Consider the following 21,211-nt stretch of genomic DNA (forward strand, 5'->3'; position numbering starts at 1 on the left):
CACGGGGGATCACTTCCGGGCTCGCGACCGCCGCCACCGGCGTTCGACCTTGTCCAGGACATCGGGGCTGTAGGCGCGGGCGGCCTGAACCGTCGCGAATTCGGCCAGGTAGGTGCGGTAGAGGTCCAGGGGCTCTTCGGCGTGGAACAGCATGGCGCGGTTGGCGGCGACCGCGGGTGCGCCGAGCTCCCGCACCGCCCGGTGGATCGCCGCCTCCATGCCGGCGGCGGGCACGATCTCGTCGCAGACCAGGGAGGCTTCCGCGTCCTTCGCGTGAACGGTCCGGCCCCGCAGGATGATCTGTCTGGCGAGCCGGGTCCCCACCGCGCGCGTGAGCCGCAGGTTCGCGAGCCCGGGCACGATGCCCTCCTCGGCGGCCGGAAGGGAGAAGAAGGCCTCGCTCTCCGCGATGACGTGGTCGAGCACGAGCAGCAATTGCATCCCACCGCCGATGGCGAACGAATCGACGGCACCCACCCAGGGCTTCGAGGTGCATCGATCGGCCCAGGAGGCCACAGCCGGGTCGACGAGGAGGCCCCTCGCCATCTTGTGCACGTAGCCGAGCTCCCGGCCCAGGAGGAAATCGACGAAGGAGATGTCGCCGTTGCGCAGGTCCTTGAGGTTGATGCCGGCGCTGAAGACGCGTCTCCCCGCGTACCGCCGGTGATCCACCTCCCCTCCGCGCAAGACCCCGACGCCTACCTGATCGTCCAGCAGGACGAGGTCGACCGCGGTTTCCAGGTCTGCGATGAGCTGGTTGTCCTCGGCATTGAGGCAGTGGGCATTGCGGAAGGTGACGTAAGCGGCCCGGCCCTCGCGTTCGACGGTGACGCTGCTCAGGGCGATCCGGCCGACTCCGCGGAACTCCTCCAGAAGGTCCCGTGCCCCGGCGGTCGGCCGCAGCATGGCCTCGATCAGGTGGGTGCCCGCGGAGGCGGAGCGGAGAACGGCTCCGCAGAAGACCGCCTGATCCATCTCCCGGCCGTCCTTGTGGGCCTGGATCCGTGCCGCTTCGGCCCGCACCTGGGCCTGATCCGGCACCAGCCCGGGAAAGCCCTCCGCTGCGGCGGCCAGGAGGGCGTCGAGCCGCAGGTACCGCGTGCGGTCCTCGGTGAGCCGGCTGTAGACCTCGTCGGCATGCAGGGCCATGAATGCCCCACGGGCGGTACGGGCCAGTGCCAGGGTGCGCTCCGCCTCTAGTCGTTGATCACCGAGACGGTGAGGTGGCGGAGGCAGGAGGCCCACGTGGTGCTCGGCCGCCTCCGCGTAGTCCGCGAGCAGGGAGGCGTCGGTTTCCAGTGCTCCCGTGAACCCCGGTGCGGATTCGTCCCAGGGGAGACGGGCCGGAGCGAGTCGTGTGCTCATTCGCCACGATCCTCCTGGTCGTCGTCGTCCGCGACTCCGGCCGCCTCGCGCTGTCGTCGTAACTCCCGGTCGCACGCGGCCAGATGGACCCCCAGAGCGTCGTCGTAGTCGGCGGAGGCGGCCTCCAGCAGGAGCCGACGCCGCACGGCGAGTTCCTGGTCGGAGGTGCGGCCCATGAGAACGGTCGCGGTGTGCAGGGCCGCGTCGATGTCGTCGGCGACATGGTCGACGAGGCCCAGCTCCTGGGCTCTCGCCGCCGTGATGTCGCCGCCCCAGAGGACGATCTGGCGGGCCCGGGACAGGCCGACGTGCTGCACGAGCCGGTACAGCGCCATACCCGGCCAGAAGTGCCCGTCGTTGACCGGCAGCCCGATCATCAGGTCCGGCGAGGCGATCCGGAAGTCCGCGGCGAGCAGCAGGTCCAGCGCCGGCCCACTGCACGCCCCGTACCCGACGGCGGTGTTCATGGCGGGAAGGCGCTCCAGGCGGCGTACCGCGCGCTCCCAGCGATTGACGTCCTGAACGCTGACGGGACCGGGCCAGGCCCGGGTTCCGGTGCCGGAAGCCGCCAGCCGCAGGACGACGACGACGCGCTCGCCCTTCCGGTCCTCCGCCCGTTCGCAGGTCCCGTTGAGCGCGGCAGTGAGTTCCGCGAGCGTCCGGGTACCCTCGACTTCCAATGTGATGGCGCAATCGGCCGGCGCACTGCTCAGGTCGGCGGTTTGCTGCATCAGCTGCACTCCTTCTTCGTCACCAGCCCACCAGAGCCGTTTCGATCGTCGATCCGGGCCCCATCGTCATGAATATTCCGTGCTCTCCCGGTTCGACCAGGAATTCGTCCACCAGTCGCCGGTAGGAGAAGAGGAAGGATCCGCTCGACAGGTTCCCGTGGTCGCGCAGGACCCCTGTCGTATGCCGGACTTCCTGCCGTGTCAGCCCGAGGTTGACACGGACGGCGTCGATCACTTTCTTGCCGCCGGAATGAACGATCCAATGGGAAATGTCGGAGCGCCGCAGGCCGGTTCCATCGAGAAGCCGGTCGACGCTGAGTTCCGCGTGGGCGCCGATCACGTAGGGAATATCGGGGTCGAGGTAGAAGCTGAACTTTCCCTGACCGTCGTCCCAGTCGTACCGCATCGCGTCCACGGCGTCGGGAATGATGCAGCTGGTGAACCGCAGCAGACGCGGACGCGGCAGGGCGTGCGACGGCGCGTCCGGGCTCGTGGTCCTGACGGCGACGGCGGCGGAGCCGTCACCGAACAGGCTGTTGACGACGGAAGTGCGCATGGTGCCGTCGAAGACGTATGCCGCTGAGCACACCTCGATGCACACCATCAGGGCGAGTTCGCCGGGGTGGGCGCGGGACCAGCCCGCCACCGACGACAGCGCGTTGAGTCCCGCGTTGCACCCCATCCCGACGACGTCCAGGCGGGAGCAGTGCCGGCTGATGCCGAGTTCCTTGATGAGCAGCGCGGAGAAGCCGGGCGTGATGAAGCCGGTGGACGTCACGCAACACAGATGGCGGAGGTCCGCGAGCGTGGCGTTCGCGTCCTTGAGGCAGGATTCGATTGCCTCCCGGCCCATCGCGAGGCCGTTCGCGACGTGCTTGCCGAGGAGTTCGCCTTGCGTTTCCACACTGCGCGAGCCGTCCTCCCGGCGCGGGGGAAGAGTCAGCCCCCGACGTTCGATGGCGCCGTTCAGGAACACCGACCTCATGCGCGGATCCGTGATGCCGAATTCCGCGAGGAGTTCCTCTTGGGTGTACGTCGTCGCGGGCACCGACGTGCCCACTCCGACGATTTCAGGAGATGGTGACAGGGGCAGTCGTTCAGCGAGCTTCACCTGCGTCGCTCCCATGGGCGTCAGGGCCGGGTCGATGCGTCAGCGCCACGCGGCGTAGTAGCGCCGGAGCGCCGCCCACTTGTGGTCGCTCATCGTCACGAGGAACTCCGCGGGAGGAGTGAACTCCTCGTCCAGGGAGTCGGCCGTCTTGAGGTACTTCGTGGCCAGCGACTCCTCGATGACGGCCGGCCACTCCCCGGTGATGTTCCACTTGCGCTCGTAGCCGGTGGCGACCATGTGCGAGACGGCGCTGGACACCACCTGTCGGCGAGTGCCGGGGGCGAGCGGCGCACGCACCGGTGCGAAGGCCCTCAGCTCGGCGGTCCGGCCGCTGCCGTTCTCCAGCATGTCCGCCATTTCCCGGGCGAGGAGCGGCGATTGGTGCAGCCCGTCGCGGTACGTGCCGCTCGCCATCCACAGCCCGGCGACTCCGGTGGCGCCGAACAGGGGGTAACCGTCGGCGGGGATCGGCCGGTTGCCGACCTGTACGTTGAGCAGGGCCGCCTCCTCCAGGTCCGTGTGGAGCTGGTCGATGGAGCAGTCGACCAGGAACTTCAGGTCCCTGAGATCGGCGTGATCGCGTGGAGCGTCGGAGATGATGTTCGTCGCTCCGAGGTACAGCACGCCGTCGGCGCGGGGCACACAGTGCAACCCGCAGGCGAGGGCGCGGTTCGGCGTCCGCAGTACGGAGCCCGGGAGCGACCGGTCCTTGGTGCGCACGAGCGCCGAGACGCCGTACCCGCTCACCATCGGGGGAATCTTGCGATGGACCTCCTCCAGGTCCGCGAGCAGGTCCACGGACTTGGCACCCGCGGCCACCACGACCTGTCCCGCGCTGAGGGTCCGGCCGTCCGCGAGCACCACCCCGGTCACGGAATCGCCTTCGATCACGAGCGAGGCGACGTGGTCCTCGACGATCGTGCCCGAGGCCTTGAGCAGTGCCGCGTCCAGCTTCTCGAACAGCCGGGACGTGTCGACGGCGTGCTCCCGCGGCATGTAGAGCGCACGCAGCGGACGGAAGAGCTCATTGGGCCGCATCCAGTCGATGCTCTCCGCGTCGACCGACTCGTAGGGCTCGTCGTACTGGTTCAGCGCCGCCTCGATGACCGCGAAGTTGGTCGTGTCGATCGCGGCCGTGCCCACGGAGTTCAGGAACACGAACGTGCCGTCCGCCGTGATCAGTTCGGATTCGTCGCCGGAGTACTCCGAGAGCGCGCGGAGCCACTCCGCCCACAGGTCCCGCGCCTGGTGGTCCAGGGACAGCTTGGAGCGCCCATGCTCGGTGGACATCAGCGGCTCCGTGACCTCGCCGAAGCACCCGAGCATGGCACCGGCGGCGGTCGACGCGGCGTGCCGCCGTGCCGAACCCCCGACCCGCGCCACATTGATTCCACGGCGAGCCAGCTCGAAGGCGATGGACGACCCCAGCGCACCGTTTCCGATGACTATGACATCGTGATTGACCGGCATTCTCCTGCCCTTCTCAAGATGATCGACATGCTGGTTGACGCGTCAGGGCTTCATTTCCCCGGGCGGCCGGCGAAGAGCGGCTTGATCTGGCGATCCCGTTCCCAGGCCGAGGCGATGTCCTCCGCGGCGATGCAGTACATGACGCCGTTGTTGCCGTCGTGGGCCGTGGTGAGGATGACGCCCGTACGCGATCGGGGATCGTAGGCCAGGCCGGCCCGGTCGAGGGTGTCCAGGGCGGCCGCGAACGACGGGGTGTGCCAGCCTTCGGGCCAGACGCGCTCGAGGAGTACGCGGTCCTTGCCGAACCCCTCGCCGACGACGACCCTTCCGATCCGGCCGTAGATGTGGGTGGACCCTGTGATGCGCCCGTTGTACTCCGTGAACAGCACTTCCCGTTCCGGGGTGACGATCGCGTCGGGGCACAGTACGCCCCGGTAGCCGATCGCGTGCAGGGCCCAGGCGAGCCTGCGGCCCCCCGCGACCATCTGGTCGAGGAGATCCGGGTCCAGGGCCCGCGCGGGCATGATCTCCCCCACGGCGTAGGGGGCCGAGAGCAGCTCGCCGTCCCCCGTCAGCTCGACGTCGTCCGCGGAGATGAGGAACTCGGCGAAGAAGGCCGAGCTGTCCCGCACGTAGCGCTCGACGACGGGCTTTCCCCGCCCGGAGGAGCTGAGCCACTCCCAGGATTCCGCCAGGTACGAGCGGACCGCGTTCCGGTCGCCGACGGTGACGACTCGGCGGGCGCCGATGGGACGGAACGGTTCACCGGTCGTCAGGATCTCATTGCCGTGACCGCCGGAGAGGTAGTCGTGTTTGAGGACGACCGGTCCGCCGTCGAGGAGGTCGAGGACGGCGTCCTCCGCGGCCTTGGGACCGGTACAGACGGCGCCGGGAGGGAGCGGTACGCCGACCCCGGCGGCCAGCGTCCGGAAGGCCGACTTGCTGTTGACCATGACGCCGCCGGCTTGGTCGACGAACCCGTAACCGGGCACGGCCTCCTGGACCCCCAGTGCCCGGGCCAGGCGGGTGACGGAGACGTCGGGCCACAGTCCGGAAAGGTGGGTCACTTCGCGGTCGCCTATCGCCTGTTCGAGGGATGCGATGAACGCGGGGTCGGCCAGACGGGCGGCCGAGAGCGTACCTTCGCTTCCTTCGTGGGAGGGCGGCACGACCACGGTCAAGGTGTTCCGGCGCGTCCCGGTAAGACCGGTGACGTACTCCGTCAGATCATCGTCGGGACGTACCGGAAGGACCAGGATGTCGCCGTCCTCCGCGAACCAGACCATGCGCTGTACCCACCATCCGGTCCAGCCGCGGTCGGTGCGGACGTCCTCGCTGAAATCGTTGCCTATCAGCACCCGAGTCGTGGCCCCGCCATCAGGACGCGCGGGCGGACTCTGCTTCCGGTGCCCGGGAAGGATCAGCATGCGCTCTCCCGTTCGATGATCTCTGCCATGCGTGCGATGGTGGGGACGGCGAGGAAGTCGACGAGGTCGACCTCCGTGTCGAACTCGGACTTCACCGAGGCCAGAACCTCGAGGAGACGGAGCGAATCACCGCCACTGGCCATGAAGTTGGCATTGCGGCCCACGGAGGAGACGCCGAGCACACGACACCACACGGCGGCGACGGCGACTTCGGTGGGCGAGGAGAACGCCTCGGCCCGCGCAGCTGCGGACCGGTCGGGTGCGGGGAGCATCGAGCGGTCCAGTTTGCCGGTGGGCCCCAGCGGAAGCCTCTCCAGAGGCACCAGTCGCCAGGGCACCGCGTACTCCGGCAGCGTGCGCGTCAGGAACCCGTGCAGTTCCTCCGGATCGGGAGGGAAGGGCGTCGAAGGCGTCACATAGGCCACCAGTCGCGCGGCCGCCTGCTCGCCATGGACGGTGACGACGGCCTCCGCCACGGTGGGATGGCCGCGCAGGACGGCTTCGATCTCGCCCGGTTCGATGCGGTGGCCGCGAATCTTGATCTGGCGATCGGCGCGGCCGCTGAAGACCAACGCTCCGTCAGCCCTGCGCCGGACCATGTCCCCGGTGCGGTAGCAGCGCGTGCCCGCTTCATCGACGCCGAACGCGGCCTTCGTCGTTTCCGGCTGCCCGTGGTACCCGAGCGCGACGCGCGCGCTGCGGATCTCCAGTTCCCCGTAGATCTCCGTGGGATGACCTTCGGTATCGACCAGCCGGACCTCGATGCCTTCCACGGGGTGCCCGACGGGCAGCCCCGTGCCTGCGAGATCGTCGCGGGTCACGGCGTGCTGGAGAGCCATGGTGCACTCGGTGGGTCCAAGTCCGTTCACGAGCACGCTCGTCGGGGGGAAGGCGGCGAGGAAGGCCCGAAGGTCCTGGGGAGTGGCGGCTTCCCCGCCCAGTACGACGGCGCGCACGGTACCGAACTCCACGGCAGGGCCACGTGACTTGGCGGCCAGATCGCCGGTGAGGTGCCGGAAGAGCGTCGGCGTGCAGTGGACGATGGAGGCACCCGTTGCGCCCAGTCGACGCCGGAGGTCGGGCGCCGGCAGGAGGGCGTCCACCATGTGCAGGGTCGCACCCGTGAGCAGGGCGCCGAACAAGTCCATGACGGCTGCGTCGAAGGTGCACCGGGCCAGCAGGGGGATGTGGTCGCCCGGGCCGATGCGCAGGCGGTCCGCGTAGGTCAACGCGTGCGCCAGGGCGTTGCCGTGACTCTGCACGACCGCTTTCGGCGTCCCCGTGGACCCCGAGGTGTGCAGGAGGTACGCCACCGAGTCGTCGGCGCACCGGGGATCCAGGCCGGCGTCCGCCGGGGGTGGGACCGAGGCGTCCACCGGTACCACGCGCTTGCCGCGCGCCAGGGACGTGGCGCGATCGACGAGCCCGGGGTCGCAGACTACCGCGCTGACTTCGCCGTCGAGCAGCAGGCGTGACAGCCGGCCGTCGGGCTGGCGGGGATCGAGCGGGACATAGGCCGCCCCGGTCTTGAGCACTGACCAGATGGCGGCGACACCGTACACATCGTGCGTGCACAGCACGCCGATCCGCCGGCCCGGGCCGGCGGATCGTGCGAGCCTCCGCGCCGTGCTCGTGCTGAGACGATCGAGTTCTCCGTAGGTCAGTGTGCCCGAAGGCCCGGTCACGGCGTCGCGTGACGCGTACAGGGAGGCCGTGACCGCGAACCGGGCGACCAGGCTCTCACCCGGGTGCGGGGGCCGGAGGGCGACGTACCCGTCGGGGACGGGTAAGGACCAGGCGGGCGGAACCGGATCGCCCCCCTGCACCGGTAGATCGCGCAGCGCCCGGTCGGGACCGGTGACGGCGTGGTCGAGGAACGTGGAGCAATGGCGCAGCATCCATCGGGCGCCCGCGCGGGTGAGCAGGCTCGCGTTGTACCGCAACTCAAGCCGTCCGTCGCCCAGGTGGAGTGCCACGTCAGGCGCGTGCTGCCGCAGTGTCGCATCGGGGGCGGCCCCGGCGAAGGCGCGCAGTGCCACGGCCTGGTCGGGTGCGCCGTGGACGGCCGCGACATCCAGGCTCTCGATCACGGAGTCCTGCACTCGCTCGAGTGCCGTCCGGAAGGACGCTTCCGGGCACAGGCGGATCCTCAGCGGCAGGACGGGCGGCAGCGGGCGGACCGGGATGGTCGGCTCCTTGAGGAGGCCGGAGAACGTGGAGGAGTCCAGACCCAGCAGGAAGTCGGTCTGCAGGGTGTGCCGGTGTGCGACGCCCGCCCAAGCGGTCAGCACGACCAGCTCCGGTGCGGCGGCGAAACCCTGCAGTTTCGCCAACGACTCGGGGGAGATCTTCACCGACTCGCTGCCGGGCCGGTAGTCGCGGGCGGTGAGCCGCGGCCGGTCCACGGCGAGCTCCAGAGAGCCGGCGCCTTGCAGGAGCGCAGCCCAGGCATCCCGCTCTGCGTGGCCGTCCATTGCCTCACCTTCCATGGGGTCGTGTGCCGGTGCGGCACGCGGATCACGTGTGGCGGGGCCGATCCGTCAGGCGCGCTGGGGCGGGGGCGATGCCCTCGTCCGGGACCGCAGGGCAGCGCGGATCAGCCCGTGCGGGACGGGCCAGGGGCCGATCGCCGGGCCGGTACGGGAGCGGGTGCGAGGGCTCCGGCGCGGCCACTGGAGTCCTGCCGGGCGTCCAGCGGCCGGAGGGCGCACTTCAGCGTCGGCCGTGCGGCTCGCATGGCGAAAGCTCGTGGGGGTGGGCTCGTAGGCGGGACGGACGGGGAGTCAGGGCTTGCGGCCCATGCTCAACCCGTGTTCGTAGGGGAGCCCGCCGATGGTGTGGACTTCGTCGAAGCCGGCCTGGCCGATCCATGTCTCGTAGTCCTTGGCGGGATAGGCCATGCCCTGCCCGGACGCGAGGACGTTGAAGTACAGGCCGAGTCTCGCCGAGAAGATTCCGCGCGTTTCGTCGTCGGACACGTTGTAGCCGTAGACGAACACCCTGCCGCCGGAAGGCAGGACGTCGTAGGCCTTCCTCAGTTGCGCGAGGATCTGCTCCGCGGAGAATATCTCCAGCACATGGCTGAAGAGAACGGCGTCGACGCCCCCGGGGAACTCGTCCTCGAAGAAGTCTCCGGGGTGCAGTTCGATCCTTCCTCCGAAGCGGGAGGCGGTCCTGTCCTTTGCCATCCCGGAGACGCTCGGGATGTCGAACACCGTGATCCTCATGTCGGGGTGGCGGGCGCTGAGATGCGCGGAAGTGGTTCCGTCACCGCCGCCGACGTCCAGCAGGTGTCGTACGGCGGAGAATTCCGGGCGCTCCACGAGCCCGTCGATCGAGCGGAGGGTGAATGCGCTCATCGCGCGGTGGAACACGGCCTCCAAACCGGGGTTTCGCGGCAACCGTTGATAGAGGGTCGGTTCATCGCCGGGATGGTCCGAGAGGGCCGTGTTGGTTCCGGAGCGCATCGCACTGGTCATGCGGGAGAAGGCCGGATAATACACTTCCTTCCAGCCCAGGAGGATGTGCGTCCAGCTGTCGTCGGCATCGGATGTCAACAGATCTTCTGCCACCGCCGAGTTCTCGTACACACCGTCCCTGCGGACGAGGAGACCGGTCGTGCACACGGCCTGGAGCAGCACGCGTAGTTGGTGTGGGGGAATGGAGACGTGCTCGCGAATCTGCTCGAACGTTGCCGAGCGCCGAGCGGACAGGTGGCTGAATACGCCCAACTCAACCGCTGTGGTGACCGCGTTGAACAGGGCTGGCGCGTTGACAAGAAAGTGGAACCGCTCGAGTAAGGAATCATCTCGCGGGGAGCCGTTCATCAAATCTATTCCCTTTCCCGGAGTATGTCGGAGCAGTCGGACGACGGCTCGGACACTCGAAAAGGACGCAGGCGCTGGCGACGCTCTGCTTCCTTGGTAGGGATGCGCTCTACAGTAGAGGTAATGGATTTGAATGGCCAGTGAAATCAGGGCCGTTGACGACCTTTACACAGCGCCCGAGTGATCGTCAACCCCTCAAGGTCATCGCGGGATCCGGTGGCAGTCGTGGCCGGTGGGGCGGAGGGGGCGGTGCGTGGCATCGCCGTGATGCGATCGGTGCAGGTCGGCCGCTCCCTTCGGGGTGGCGCGGGTGGGGCTGGAACCGGCGAGAAGCGACAGTACTTATATAAGTGCTGTTACGATGTGCGCCATGGCCGACACCTCTGCGCTCGACCCGACGCAGCAAAGCCTCTGGCGGCCCCTTCGTCTGCTGCAGGCGTCCATGGACGCCGACATCGCCCGGATCTACTCCGAGCAGCGGATCGAAGGGCTCAAGCCCAGCTTCGTCATGCAGTTGCTCCGGCTGCACTCCCGCGGGCCCATGACCATCGCGGAACTCGCCGAGTCCGTTCAGCTCACGCACTCGGCACTCAGCCAGAAGGTCGCCGCGATGCGCACGGCCGGCTGGGTCCGGACCGTCGTGGGGGACGACGCACGCACCAGGAAGGTGGAGCTCACCGACAAGGCCCGTCGCGTCGTCGACCGCCTGGTGGCGGAATGGCGGGCCACCGAGGCCGCCCTCGCCGAGCTCGAGGCCGAGATTCCCACCCCGCTGTCCCAGGTCGTCACCGAGATCGAGCGGGCCCTGGAGCGCAAGAGCTTCCACGACCGGATCTCCGAGAAGTTGAAGGAGGATCCCGCATGGGGCTGACGGGCGCGCTGATCGACGTGGCTCCGTTACGGTCGTCCCCACCCTTCCGGCGGTTGTGGATCGGCCAGACCTTCTCCGGTTTCGGCAGTCAGATGACGGTCGTCGCCGTCATGTTCCAGGTCTGGCAGATGACGAAGAGCCCCACCTGGACCGGTGCCGTCGGGCTCGCCCAGGCGGTTCCGCTCGTCGTGCTCGGTCTGTTCGCAGGATCCCTCGTCGACCGGGTGGACCGGCGCAAGTTCTACCTGTTCACGACCAGCGGACAAGCCGTGTGTGCGCTCCTCCTCGCCCTCCAGGGCTTCCTCGGACACGTTCCCGTCGCCGGGGTCCTGGGACTCGTCGCACTCCAGTCGTGCTTCGTCGCGGGCGGCGGGCCCGCCTCGCGCACCTTCATCCCGCAGCTCCTCCCCAAACACCAGCTGGCCGCGGGGCTGGCGCTGAAGCGCATTTCCTTCCAGGGCGCCATGCTGATCGGCCCCGCCCTCGGCGGACTGATCGTCGGCGAGCTGGGAGTCGGCGCCTGCTACCTGATCGACGCCCTGACGTTCGCCGCCGCGTTCTACGGGGCTTTCGGCCTGCCGCGGATGACCCCCGGAGACGAGCCCGCCCGGCCCGGCCTGCGGGGGGTCGTGGACGGCCTGGCCTTCCTGGGCCGCACCCCGGTCATTCGCGGGGCCCTGCTCACCGACCTGGCCACGACCGTGCTGTCGATGCCCATCAGCCTGTTCCCCCTGATCAACGCGGAGCGGTTCGGAGGGAACCCGCGCACGCTCGGACTGTTCCTCACGGCGATCGCCGTCGGCGGCGTCGCGGCGTCCCTCTTCTCCGGGACCTTCACCCGGTTCCCCCGACCAGGCCTCGTGATGCTCGCCGGTTCCGCGACCTGGGGAGCGGCGCTGGCGCTGTTCGGCACCTCGACCAACCGATGGGTCGGGCTGGCCTTCCTCGTGCTGGCCGGCGCCGCCGACACCGTCTCCGTCGTCTCGCGGAGCACCGTCGTCCAGATGCACACGCCCCAGGAACTGCTCGGCCGCGTCAGCGCGGCCGAACAGATCGTGGGACAGGCCGGGCCCGACATCGGCAACCTGCGCGGCGGCCTCGTGGCAGACGCCGCATCAGGGACAGCGGCCCTCGTCAGCGGCGGCCTGCTCTGCCTCGGAGCCGTGGCCCTGGTGGGTGCCACGACGCCAGACCTGCGCAAAGCGTCCACGTCCTCCCCCGCCTCCAAGGCAGTGGCCGGCCCCTGACCCCGAGGGGCGGCAGACCGTCCCGGCGGGCGGGAGCGCCCCGTCGAGGCGTGCTCACGGAACTGTTCTGGCCGACATCGAGACCCGCAGGCCGGGCAGCTCCGGCAGTGGATCAAGGTGGTCCGCGCCGACGACCTGCCCGGCCTCCACGCCTTCGGCAACGGTCTCGAAAGCCCGTCACGAGCTCTGCCGGAGGCGCTCCGCAGCCTGCGCAGGGGTGTCGTAGTAGCCAGGCCGTGCCAGCAGGACCGAGCTGAAGTAGCAGCCCTGCTCCTCCTCCGGGTCATCGTCGGCTGCGAACGGACGCCAGAAACCCAGCAGCGAACAACACTCGGTCCGTCTGGGACGACGGCCTGGACGGCTCAGTGGTCGCCTGTGTGCGGGCGCACGGGGCGTGGCAGTGGCTGACGCCAGTCGCCCAGGTTCGTGAGGAGGAACTGACGGGCGAGGGAACGTATGTCGTCCCACGCAGTGTCGGTGACCAGGGCGTTGTTCCAGAAGCCGACGCGGCAGGTGGCATCGATCTCGCCGAGGCGACGGCCGATGGCCCGGAGATTGCGCAGATCCGCGGGCTCGAAGACTCCGCGCTCCGCCAGTCCTTCAGAGACGCGGCAAAGGAGCTCCGCCTCCTCAACGACGTCCTTCGTCTCCAGCTCACGCTCGCCCAGCCAGGCGATCTGATCCTGAGTGCCGGCTGCCATGAGGGTCATAAAGCGCAGCGTCCCGTTGTGCCAGCGTGCGTCGCCGAGACGGTTCATGCCTACAGGATCGCACCTGACGAGCTCGTGCACGGTTGGCGGTGACGCGTGGAAAGGTGCATATCGACCAGCGGCTCATCGGCTGGCAGTCGACCCGCCGCCAGCAGATCGAGGACGCACTCCCCCTCCTCACCGCCACGTACGAAGAGCGGCAGGGACACCCGCCGGGGGGCAGGGGAGGATGCCTGGGGAGTAGGCCGTCTGTCAGTGCGATCGACTGACTCGACGCCCCCGCCGCGCTGACCGACCTCGGCCTGAGCGGTCCTCAGAAGCCGGCAGCGTTGCCAGATCCCGACCTCCCCGACCACCCGTTGTTGGCGATCACCCCGGCATGAGCCGAACGTGACCGACGGGGCTTCGGTGGAGGCTTGGGCCGCCGGGTGCGCGATGTGTGCAGCTGAACGGGGACCCCGACATCCGAAAGGAGCGCGTCCAGAGCCTCTGGCCGACCGGCACAACCATTCCGGCAACCACCGCAGCCACGGCCTGCACTTCCTCGCCCTGACGGACGAGAAGGGGCGCCTGATCTGGATATCCGCCGCCCGGCCTGGCCGCGCCGACGACAACACCGCCGCCCGCCACGACACGACCAGGCCCGGCCGGGCCCGCTTGGGCATCGCCCTGGGCCTTGCCGACCTGGTCGTCCTCGCCTGCCTCGTCACCGCGGACGGGACCTGGTCGTGGAGCCTGACCTGATCCGGCCCGACAGGGGGGGCGTGCCACCGCCGACGGCGGGGACGGGCCGATGTGCGGGGAACGCTCAGCGGATCTTGTCCCCGTACACGTGGTCGACCGTCATCGTCATCAGCACCCGCCGATCGGCCACCATCGCCTTCCGGTACTCGTCCCAGTCCGGGTGCTCGCCGGCGGCAGCGCGGTAGTACCGCACCAGCGCCTCGACCTCCGGGCCGTGCGGGTCGGTCCCCGGCCCGGTCAGGGTCACGTTCCCTTCGGCGGTGGCCCAGGCCCAGCCGTCCGGGCTGGTCACCTCCAGTGCGGCGCGGGGGTCCCGCCGCAGGTTCGCCGTCTTGGCACGTCCCTCGGTCATCGATACGTAGAGGACATCGCCCTCCGGATCGTAGAAGGGCATGACGGGCGAGAGCTGCGGACGGCCGTCCGATTTGATCGTCGCGAGAATGCCGAGGCGGCTCTCCGCGAGCAGCGTGCGCGGGTCGTATGGAGTGGCGTTCATGTACGGACCAAGTCACCACCGGTCGCGGGGTATTCCCGGAGCCACCCGAAGGGCTTAGCGCATGCCGCGGATGCCTCGTGAGGCCGCTGCCCCCCGGCTCGCGACGTCAAGCGGTGTGCTTGTGGATCGCGCCGAGGCAGAAGCCGGCACCGTCACCCCACCCGTGGACGTGCGCGCGGTGTTCTCTCCGCATCCTTTCGTGCCGGCCCGTACGAGGCATGGCTCAGAACGGCGGAGCGTCGTGCCGGGCGCCGTCTGACAGACGGGGCGGCGTCGGGGGAGCGGGCGGCTTGAGGAGGGTCAGGGCTTCGTCCGTGCGGCCCAGGTCGATGAGGTGGCCGGCCAGGACGTGGCCGTTCGCGGGGGCGTGCTGGGCGAGGGCGGTGACGGCGTCCTCGGTGCGTCCGGCGCGGTAGGGGTCCTTGCCGGGCAGCCCAGGAGGCTGCCGGGAGCCGGCGTTCCACTGCGTCGGCGGCGGTCAGCAGGCCGGCTGCGGCCATGCGGACGAAGGCGGTTCCGGTGAGGACCTTGGTGAGTGAGCCGATCTGGACGCAGCGGCCGGGGTGGTGGCCGTGGGTGGTGCGGGGCGCGGCGGCGCTGGCCCTGCCGGAGTTGGTTCCGGCAGGGCACGTCCCTGCTGCCCGGCGCCCGGAGCGGTCGCTCAGATCGCGGGCCGGTGCGAGGCGACCTCCGCCGCGATGGACTGGCGCTCCCACGACTCCCGGTCCCGTAGGTAGCGAGGACGCTCGGCGACGATCGAGCGGGTCTCCGCCGAACCAGGCGCGAGCCGCCAGCGCACCGAACCCGTGATGTCGCGTGCACAGACATCGATGAACGCCTGTACCGCAGCCCGGAGTTCTCCGTACCAGCGGCCCTCCAGGGCCTCGCGGACCCAGAGCTGCTCAACGGACATCTTCTCCCGCAGCGTCTCCGCGTCCAGCACGGCGTTCTCCAGGAGCCGGTAGCCGTGCAGCAGCAGCCAGGCCGCCGGCATCTCGCGGATCTCCAGCACCTTCTCCCCGTGGTCGAGGTGCTCCAGACCGCTGTAGCGCCCCATACCGTAGCGGCCCACGCGCGCGTTCAGCTCGGCGATCAGAGCGGTCAGCGGGAGCGCCCTGCCGTCGAGCGCCACCGGAACGCCCGCCCGGAACGCCACCTCCACCATCTCCCCGCCGAGCGCATGAGCGTCGGGACGTCTGCTCCACCGGTACAGTTGCTCCGGTACCGCGTGCGATTCCGGATCGTCCAGGAGCCCGGATTCGAATTCGCGGCACCACAAATTGGAGTCGCCGCTCACGGTACGGCCGTCCAGCTCGTCGACACCGGCCTCCTTCAGTTCCTGGATCTTCTGCGTGCGCTCCACCGGGGCCAGGTCGTACGGGCTGCCGTAGCGGCCGGGCCAGCGGAGCAGCTCCAGGGCGCCGTTGAGCCGCCGGAGGGTGTTCTGCGAGCGGTTTGCCGTGTGCAGCAGCAGCCCCGCACCGAGCCGGTCGGCCACCCTTACCGCTTCCGCCGCGATCAGGGGCCGGCTGAGCGACGAGCTGATGGGATGGGTGCCGAGGTACACCGCTTGGGCGGCGATGGCGGGACGGACGAACTCGGCCGCGAACCGCTCCCGTGCGTCGACCACGTGCAAGGTGACGCCCAGCTTGGCCGCGATCTGCTCCTTGGGGTCGTGCCGCTCGTCCGCGTCGAGGCCGACGCTGACGGCGTGCACGTTCGACGCTCCCGCCAGCCGCAGCCGGTGGAGCAGGTAGGTGCTGTCGAGTCCGCCGCTGAACAGGGTGACCACCGGACGCTCGGGCGCCGACCGGATCGACCCGGTGACGTCCCGGAAGGACCGGACCACGGGAGAGGCGGCGGAAGGCGGTATCACAGGGACGCTCCGCTCTTCAGGTAGGCGCAGACGCCTGCCACCGTCGGTCGCTCGAAGAGCTCGTCCATCGGCACCTCGACGCCGAGGCGCTGCCTGATGAGCGCCTGCATGCGCACCATCAGCAGGGAGTGCCCGCCCAGCACGAAGAAGTCGTCATCGTCGGAGAAGTCGTCCAGGCCCAGGACCTCGGCCCAAATGTGGTGCATCTGCTCAGTGATCAAGAGAATTCCTCAATTGTGTGCCAGACGGGTCAGAGCCGTCCGGTCGACCTTTCCATTGGGGCTGAGGGGGAACGCGGACACCGGGACGACGCGCTGCGGGACCATGTGGTCCGGGACGGAATCCCGCAGCGCGATCCGCACGGCCCGGTCGTCCACCCGTCCTGCGGGTGCCGGTACGACGTACGCGACCAGCTCGTCCGCGCCGGTGGTGACGGCAGCGGCGTCGGCGACATCGGGCAGCGTCCGCAGTGCCGTCTCGACGTCCCCCAGGTCGACGCGCATGCCCCGCACCTTGACCTGGGAATCCATCCGTCCGACGAAGAGCAGCTCACCGTCGGGGCCGACCCGTCCGAGGTCTCCGGTGCGATACAGCTCGACGGACCCGTGGGACGTGGCCAGGCGGGTGAACCGCTTCCCGCTCTCGGGATCGGCGTTGAGGTACCCGGCACCGACACCGCGCCCCGCCACGCATATCTCGCCGGTCCGGCCCTGCGCCACCGGCGCCAGGTCGCTGTCGAGGACGTGTACGTCGGTGTTGGCGAGCGGAAGCCCTGCCGGCACACCGCAGGTCGTGTAGCGCTCCCAGTCGTGGAGTTCGTGCGCCGTGGACACATCGCTGCACTCGGCGACTCCGTACAGGTTGACCAGACGGCAGCCGTGGCCCGGGCCGCGCGCCCAGGGGGAGATCCGTCCTGCCGACAGCGCCTCGCCCCCGCAGAACAGCACCCGCAGGGATTCCAACGCGGAAACCGCCTGCGTCTCATCGTCCTCCTCGACCAGCAGGTAGAGGGTGCTGGGAGCACAGTGCAGCGTGCGCACCCCGAACTCGCGGATGAGGCGACGGGCGAGCAGCGCGTCGAATCTGCGGCTGGGCAGCAAGTGCAGGGTGGCGCCGGTGAACAGGGGCATCAGCAGACTGCGCTGGGTGATGTCGAACCCGAACGAGCTGACGACCAGGTTGGACGACTCAGCATCGAGCCCGTACGACACGGCCAGCGACTCCAGCAGGTTGAACCAGCCCTCGTGCCGGACGGCCGCCGCCTTCGGCGTGCCGGTCGACCCGGAGGTGAACACCACGTAGCACGGAGCCTCCGGGGCGAGGTGCGGACGAGGGTCACCCTCCGGCGTGTGGTGGTCGTGGGACCCGGCCAGGACGGCGTCCGGGGCGAGTACCTCGGCATCGCCTTGGCCGACCAGCCGGCGCGTGTCCTCCGAGGCCACCACAAGGGTCATGGCGGCGAGCTGGGCGACGTTCAGGCGCAGCCGCTCCGCGGGGTACGTCGGGTCGAGCGGCACATAGGCCGCACCCGACTTGAGCACACCCAGGATGGTGACCATCAAGTCGACCGAGCGGTGCAGACACACCCCGACCAGGGAACCGGGGCCTATGCCGCGGGAGGCGAGCGCATGAGCGAACCGGTTCGCGCGCGCGTTGAGTTCCCCGTAGGTGTACCGGCCGGTCGCGTCGGTGACCGCCGGCGCCCCGGGGTCGCGGGCCGCATGGGCCTCGAAGACCCGGTGGACGAAGGGAGCGGTGCGGCGCGGAGACCGCGGTCCTGAGAGGATCACTGGTCAGCCGTCCCCGTGCCGCGGGCGCTCACCGGGCGCATGTCGGTCCAGTTCCCCTCGATGTGCTCCAGGCAGGACTGCCGGCTGCCGCGGCCCGCCGCGACCGACCAGCCCGGCGGGACCTCCGCGAAGGCCGGCCAGAGCGAGTACTGGCCCTCGTCGTTGACCAGCGCCAGGAACTCTCCGTCCTGGTCGTCGAATGGATTCATACCTCGATCTCCTCTGTGAAAGTGCGGCCCGGACGCGTCCGATCGCGTCCAGGAGGCAGGTCGCGCGCGGGCTCCTGCGGCGGATTCAGGTCGGTTCCTCCCGGACGAGGTGCCGCAGTACCCGGCCGACGTGCGCCAATGGGGTCGGCTGGGCCATGCCCAGATGAGTGCTGTCCACCTCGTGGATCTCGATGTCACCGAGCACGTGGGACCGCCATGCGGCACTCACGGACGGAGGCATCAGTCCGTCCGTGGGGCGAGCGGCCCGGAAGAAGACGACGTCGCCGTCGTAGCACCCGGGGGTGTGGTGGTCCATCAGCTCGATGTGCCGGGCGACCGCACGGGCGAGCCCCGCGATCCGTGCCGGTTCGAGAGCGGCGAGTGCGGGATTTTCACGCGCGACGAGATCGGCGAGGGCCTGATCGTCCGGTCGCACGGGGTGCTCGGCGAGCGCCCCCGCCACGTTCGCACCCTCGCCGAGCAGGTCCGCGAGCACGTCGGCCCAGTCGGCGCCCGTTTCCGTTCCGTCCCCGGGGCTCGGATAGCTGTCGAGCAGCGCGAGCAGTTCGACCTCTTCGCCGGCGGTGCGGAGCCGTACCGCCATCTCATGCGCGACCAGTCCTCCGAAGGACCAGCCGAGCAGGCGGTACGGACCCGTCGGCTGCACCGCGCGCACCTCGGCGAGGTAGGACGAAGCCATCTCGCCGATGCTCGTGGGCAGGTGCTCCGGTTCCAGCAGCCCCCGGGTCTGCAGACCGTACAGCCCCGTCACGGGGTGCAGGTGCGCCGCGAGCCCCGCGTAGCACCAGCTCATCCCGAGTGCCGGATGCACGCAGAACAGGGGGCTGCTGTGCGGGGTGTGCGCGCGGATCGGCAGCAGGGAGCGCAGGGAGTTCTCCCTCCGCGCGTCCTGATCTCCCGATCTGTCCAGCAGCCCGGCCACCGTGGGAGTGTCGAAGACGTCCCGGACGGACACGTCGATCCCCAGCTCGGCACCGATCCGCTTGACCAGCCGTGCCGCGAGGAGGGAGTGGCCGCCCAGGTCGAAGAAGCCGTCGTCGATACCGATGCGGGGCGCGCCGAGGAGTTCCCCGAAGATTCCGCACAGCTGCTCTTCCCGGTGGTCACGGGGTCCTCGCACCGAACCGTCGACCGCGTAGGCCGGTACCGGGAGGGCAGACCGGTCCAGTTTTCCGTTGACGGTCAGGGGCAGCGCTTCGACGACCGTGAACGCCGCGGGCACCATGTGGCCGGGCAGGCGGGTGGAGACGTGGGCGCGTAGCTCCGCGGCACCGGCGCCCCCCGCCCGATGGGTCTCGTCCGGTACGACGTACGCCACCAGCCGCTGGTCGCCCGGCTGGTCCTCGCGGACCACGGCGGCGGCCTGCGCCACTGCCGGGTGCGAGACGAGCGCGGCTTCGACCTCGCCGGGTTCGATGCGGAACCCGCGCAGCTTCACCTGGCGGTCGGCGCGCCCCAGATACTCGAGGGTGCCGTCGGTCCGGAGCCGTACGAGGTCCCCGGTGCGGTACATCCGCTCGCCCGGCGCGCCGAACGGGTCGGCGACGAAGCGTTCGGCCGTGAGCCCGGGACGGTTCAGGTACCCGCGTGCGAGCCCGGCCCCGGAGACGTACAGCTCCCCGGCCACACCGGCGGGGGTGGGGGCCAGGCGCGCGTCAAGGACGCGGACCCGGGTGTTGGGCAGCGGCGTGCCGAGGGCCGGGGCCCCTCCACCGCGGACTTCGGCGTACAGGACGTCCACGGTGCACTCCGTCGGACCGTACGAGTTGTAGCCGCGCAGGTCCGCGTACGTGCCCAGCTCCTCCCAGAGGTCCCGGCCGATGTCCTCGCCGCCGATCCAGAGCACGGTCGGACGGTGCCGGTCCTCGGCGAGCAGCCCCGCGGCCAGCAGCTGTCGTGCGTATGTCGGGGTGATGTTGAGCATGTCGAGCCCGAACGCCACGGCATGGCCGACGAGGGCGTCCGGGTCCCTCCGGGTGTCCTCGTCCAGGACGTGCAGCTCGTGCCCGGACATCATGGCGAGGATGTCGGTGGTCGACGAGTCGAACGAGAAGGACGCCATCGCGCCGACCCGCAGCACCTTCTCCGGGCCGAGCAGCACCTTCTCGTAGGCCGCGGCCAGATGGGTGAGGTTGGCGTGGGTGACCACGACCCCCTTGGGCCGGCCCGTTGATCCCGACGTGTAGATGACGTACGCGGGGTGGTGCGGCCGCAGGACGCCGTGAACGGGGTCGGCGGCGGGGCACCGCGCGACGGCTGCGCCGAGCTCGTCCAGCACCAGGCGGGCGGGCGTGGCGGTCGCGGGCAGTCGGTCTTGCGCCTTCGATTCCGTGAGGACCAGGGCGGGGCGGGCGTCCTCCAGCATGTGCGCGATGCGGTCGGCCGGGTACTCCAGGTCGATGGGCAGATAGGCGGCGCCGGACTTCAGCACCGCGAGCAGCGCGACCACGAACCGCACCGATCTGGGGAGGGCGAGGGCGATGAGGTCTTCGGGTCCGGTGCCGTGGGTGCGGAGGTGGTGGGCGAGTTGGTTGGCTTGTTCGTTGAGTTGGGCGTAGGTGAGGTGTTGGTCGTGGTGGCGGATGGCGATGGCGTGGGGGGTTCGGGCGGCTTGTGCTTCGAAGAGTTGGGGGATGGTGGTGTGGGTGGGGGGTGGGGTGGTGGTGTTGTTGAGGGTGGCGAGTTGTCGGTGTTCGTGGGGGGTGAGGATGTCGGTGTGGGTGATGGGGAGGTGGGGGTGGTTGGTGAGGGTGGTGAGGAGGTGTTGGAGGCGGTGGGCGAGGAGGTCGGCTGTGGGCTGGTCGAAGAGGTCGGTGGCGTATTCGATGACGCCGGTGAGTCCGGCCGGTGCTCCGTGGTCGTCGTGCCGTTCGGCGAGGTCGAAGATCAGATCGAACTTCGCCGAGGCCAGCCTGCCGGTCTCGGTGGTGACCCGCAGGCCCTCGAACTCTGCACCCGAAATGCCCGCCGTGTTGTCCAGGGACACCATCACCTGGAAGAGGGGGTGGCGGGCGGGGGAGCGGGTGGGGTTGAGGGCTTCGACGACGCGTTCGAAGGGGATGTCGGCGTGGGTGTAGGCCTCGAGGTCGATGTCCCGGACGCGGTTGAGGAGTTGTTCGAAGGTGGGGTTGCCTGAGAGGTCGGTGCGCAGGACGAGGGTGTTGACGAAGAATCCGACGGCCCGGTCCAGTGCCTGGTCGTCGCGGCCCGCCACATCGGTCCCGAGGGGGATGTCGTCGCCGGCGCCGAGGCGGTGGAGGAGTGTGGCGAGGGCGGCGTGGAGCACCATGAAGACGGTGGTGTCGTGTGCGCGGGC

The 21,211-nt window shown here is 69.8% G+C and carries 17 protein-coding genes; 3 read left to right on the forward strand and 14 right to left on the reverse strand.

Going from position 1 to position 21,211, the window contains the following annotated elements; translation table 11 throughout:
- Positions 1–9 precede the first annotated feature (9 nt).
- The 7 genes from dpgC to ACZ7IF_RS28355 all read right to left on the reverse strand — a co-directional run bounded on the left by dpgC (position 10) and on the right by ACZ7IF_RS28355 (position 9,931).
- Complete coding sequence (dpgC, locus tag ACZ7IF_RS28325; protein ID WP_470976861.1) at positions 10–1,365, reverse strand: (3,5-dihydroxyphenyl)acetyl-CoA 1,2-dioxygenase DpgC; 1,356 nt, start codon at positions 1,363–1,365, stop codon at positions 10–12.
- Entirely contained in the window at positions 1,362–2,096 is a 735-nt protein-coding gene (dpgB, locus tag ACZ7IF_RS28330) for an enoyl-CoA-hydratase DpgB (RefSeq protein ID WP_470976864.1), read from the reverse strand. The genes dpgC and dpgB overlap by 4 nt, the downstream gene beginning before the upstream one ends.
- Positions 2,097–2,115: 19 nt before the next feature.
- Positions 2,116–3,222, reverse strand: coding sequence for a 3,5-dihydroxyphenylacetyl-CoA synthase DpgA (gene dpgA / locus ACZ7IF_RS28335; protein WP_470976867.1), 1,107 nt, complete (start codon positions 3,220–3,222; stop codon positions 2,116–2,118).
- A gap of 24 nt (positions 3,223–3,246) precedes the next feature.
- A complete protein-coding gene (locus ACZ7IF_RS28340) occupies positions 3,247–4,677 on the reverse strand; it encodes an NAD(P)/FAD-dependent oxidoreductase (RefSeq protein WP_470976870.1) in 1,431 nt (476 codons plus the stop codon).
- Positions 4,678–4,727: 50 nt separating this feature from the next.
- Positions 4,728–6,035, reverse strand: coding sequence for a preATP grasp domain-containing protein (locus ACZ7IF_RS28345; RefSeq protein WP_470976873.1), 1,308 nt, complete (start codon positions 6,033–6,035; stop codon positions 4,728–4,730).
- Between the two features lie 62 nt (positions 6,036–6,097).
- Positions 6,098–8,578, reverse strand: coding sequence for an amino acid adenylation domain-containing protein (locus ACZ7IF_RS28350; protein WP_470976876.1), 2,481 nt, complete (start codon positions 8,576–8,578; stop codon positions 6,098–6,100).
- Positions 8,579–8,887: 309 nt separating this feature from the next.
- On the reverse strand, positions 8,888–9,931 hold the full coding sequence (locus tag ACZ7IF_RS28355; RefSeq protein WP_470976879.1) for a methyltransferase: 1,044 nt from the start codon (positions 9,929–9,931) through the stop codon (positions 8,888–8,890).
- Between the two features lie 370 nt (positions 9,932–10,301).
- Between ACZ7IF_RS28355 and ACZ7IF_RS28360 the strand changes: the two genes are divergently transcribed.
- Entirely contained in the window at positions 10,302–10,802 is a 501-nt protein-coding gene (locus ACZ7IF_RS28360) for a MarR family winged helix-turn-helix transcriptional regulator (protein WP_470976881.1), read from the forward strand.
- Positions 10,793–12,049 carry an MFS transporter gene (locus tag ACZ7IF_RS28365; RefSeq protein ID WP_470976884.1) on the forward strand — a complete coding sequence of 419 codons (1,257 nt, stop codon included), beginning with the start codon at positions 10,793–10,795 and terminating at the stop codon, positions 12,047–12,049. Before ACZ7IF_RS28360 ends, ACZ7IF_RS28365 begins: the two co-directional genes overlap by 10 nt.
- Positions 12,050–12,411: 362 nt before the next feature.
- Here ACZ7IF_RS28365 and ACZ7IF_RS28370 read toward each other — a convergent pair whose 3' ends face one another.
- Positions 12,412–12,807, reverse strand: coding sequence for a hypothetical protein (locus ACZ7IF_RS28370; protein ID WP_470976887.1), 396 nt, complete (start codon positions 12,805–12,807; stop codon positions 12,412–12,414).
- A 387-nt stretch (positions 12,808–13,194) separates the two neighbouring features.
- Here ACZ7IF_RS28370 and ACZ7IF_RS28375 point away from each other — a divergent pair, with 387 nt between their 5' ends.
- A complete protein-coding gene (locus ACZ7IF_RS28375) occupies positions 13,195–13,503 on the forward strand; it encodes a transposase family protein (protein WP_470976890.1) in 309 nt (102 codons plus the stop codon).
- A 64-nt stretch (positions 13,504–13,567) separates the two neighbouring features.
- Here the strand turns inward: ACZ7IF_RS28375 and ACZ7IF_RS28380 are convergent, their stop codons facing one another.
- The 6 genes from ACZ7IF_RS28380 to ACZ7IF_RS28405 all read right to left on the reverse strand — a co-directional run.
- A complete protein-coding gene (locus ACZ7IF_RS28380) occupies positions 13,568–13,999 on the reverse strand; it encodes a PPOX class F420-dependent oxidoreductase (RefSeq protein ID WP_470976893.1) in 432 nt (143 codons plus the stop codon).
- A gap of 661 nt (positions 14,000–14,660) precedes the next feature.
- Positions 14,661–15,875: an argininosuccinate synthase-related protein gene (locus ACZ7IF_RS28385; RefSeq protein ID WP_470976896.1), complete on the reverse strand. Its 1,215-nt coding sequence runs from the start codon at positions 15,873–15,875 to the stop codon at positions 14,661–14,663.
- Entirely contained in the window at positions 15,872–16,096 is a 225-nt protein-coding gene (locus ACZ7IF_RS28390) for an acyl carrier protein (RefSeq protein ID WP_470976899.1), read from the reverse strand. Before ACZ7IF_RS28390 ends, ACZ7IF_RS28385 begins: the two co-directional genes overlap by 4 nt.
- Positions 16,097–16,105: 9 nt before the next feature.
- Positions 16,106–17,665 (reverse strand): amino acid adenylation domain-containing protein, encoded by a 1,560-nt coding sequence (locus ACZ7IF_RS28395; protein WP_470976902.1) that lies wholly within the window; start codon positions 17,663–17,665, stop codon positions 16,106–16,108.
- Positions 17,662–17,874, reverse strand: a complete 213-nt coding sequence (locus ACZ7IF_RS28400) for an MbtH family protein (protein WP_470976904.1) — start codon at positions 17,872–17,874, stop codon at positions 17,662–17,664. Before ACZ7IF_RS28400 ends, ACZ7IF_RS28395 begins: the two co-directional genes overlap by 4 nt.
- Before the next feature lie 85 nt (positions 17,875–17,959).
- Positions 17,960–21,211: non-ribosomal peptide synthetase (locus ACZ7IF_RS28405; protein WP_470976907.1), on the reverse strand; the 3,252-nt coding region annotated here is incomplete at its 5' end.

This window comes from Streptomyces sp. NPDC037421 (assembly GCF_055602105.1).

What these genes read in the sequence shown, in the direction of transcription:
- dpgC (WP_470976861.1), bottom strand. Translation starts at nt 1,365, where the DNA reads ATGAGCACACGACTCGCTCCGGCCCGTCTCCCCTGGGACGAATCCGCA.
- dpgB (WP_470976864.1), bottom strand. Translation starts at nt 2,096, where the DNA reads ATGCAGCAAACCGCCGACCTGAGCAGTGCGCCGGCCGATTGCGCCATC.
- dpgA (WP_470976867.1), bottom strand. Translation starts at nt 3,222, where the DNA reads ATGGGAGCGACGCAGGTGAAGCTCGCTGAACGACTGCCCCTGTCACCA.
- ACZ7IF_RS28340 (WP_470976870.1), bottom strand. Translation starts at nt 4,677, where the DNA reads ATGCCGGTCAATCACGATGTCATAGTCATCGGAAACGGTGCGCTGGGG.
- ACZ7IF_RS28350 (WP_470976876.1), bottom strand. Translation starts at nt 8,578, where the DNA reads ATGGACGGCCACGCAGAGCGGGATGCCTGGGCTGCGCTCCTGCAAGGC.
- ACZ7IF_RS28355 (WP_470976879.1), bottom strand. Translation starts at nt 9,931, where the DNA reads ATGAACGGCTCCCCGCGAGATGATTCCTTACTCGAGCGGTTCCACTTT.
- ACZ7IF_RS28360 (WP_470976881.1), top strand. Translation starts at nt 10,302, where the DNA reads ATGGCCGACACCTCTGCGCTCGACCCGACGCAGCAAAGCCTCTGGCGG.
- ACZ7IF_RS28365 (WP_470976884.1), top strand. Translation starts at nt 10,793, where the DNA reads ATGGGGCTGACGGGCGCGCTGATCGACGTGGCTCCGTTACGGTCGTCC.
- ACZ7IF_RS28370 (WP_470976887.1), bottom strand. Translation starts at nt 12,807, where the DNA reads ATGAACCGTCTCGGCGACGCACGCTGGCACAACGGGACGCTGCGCTTT.
- ACZ7IF_RS28375 (WP_470976890.1), top strand. Translation starts at nt 13,195, where the DNA reads ATGTGTGCAGCTGAACGGGGACCCCGACATCCGAAAGGAGCGCGTCCA.
- ACZ7IF_RS28380 (WP_470976893.1), bottom strand. Translation starts at nt 13,999, where the DNA reads ATGAACGCCACTCCATACGACCCGCGCACGCTGCTCGCGGAGAGCCGC.
- ACZ7IF_RS28400 (WP_470976904.1), bottom strand. Translation starts at nt 17,874, where the DNA reads ATGAATCCATTCGACGACCAGGACGGAGAGTTCCTGGCGCTGGTCAAC.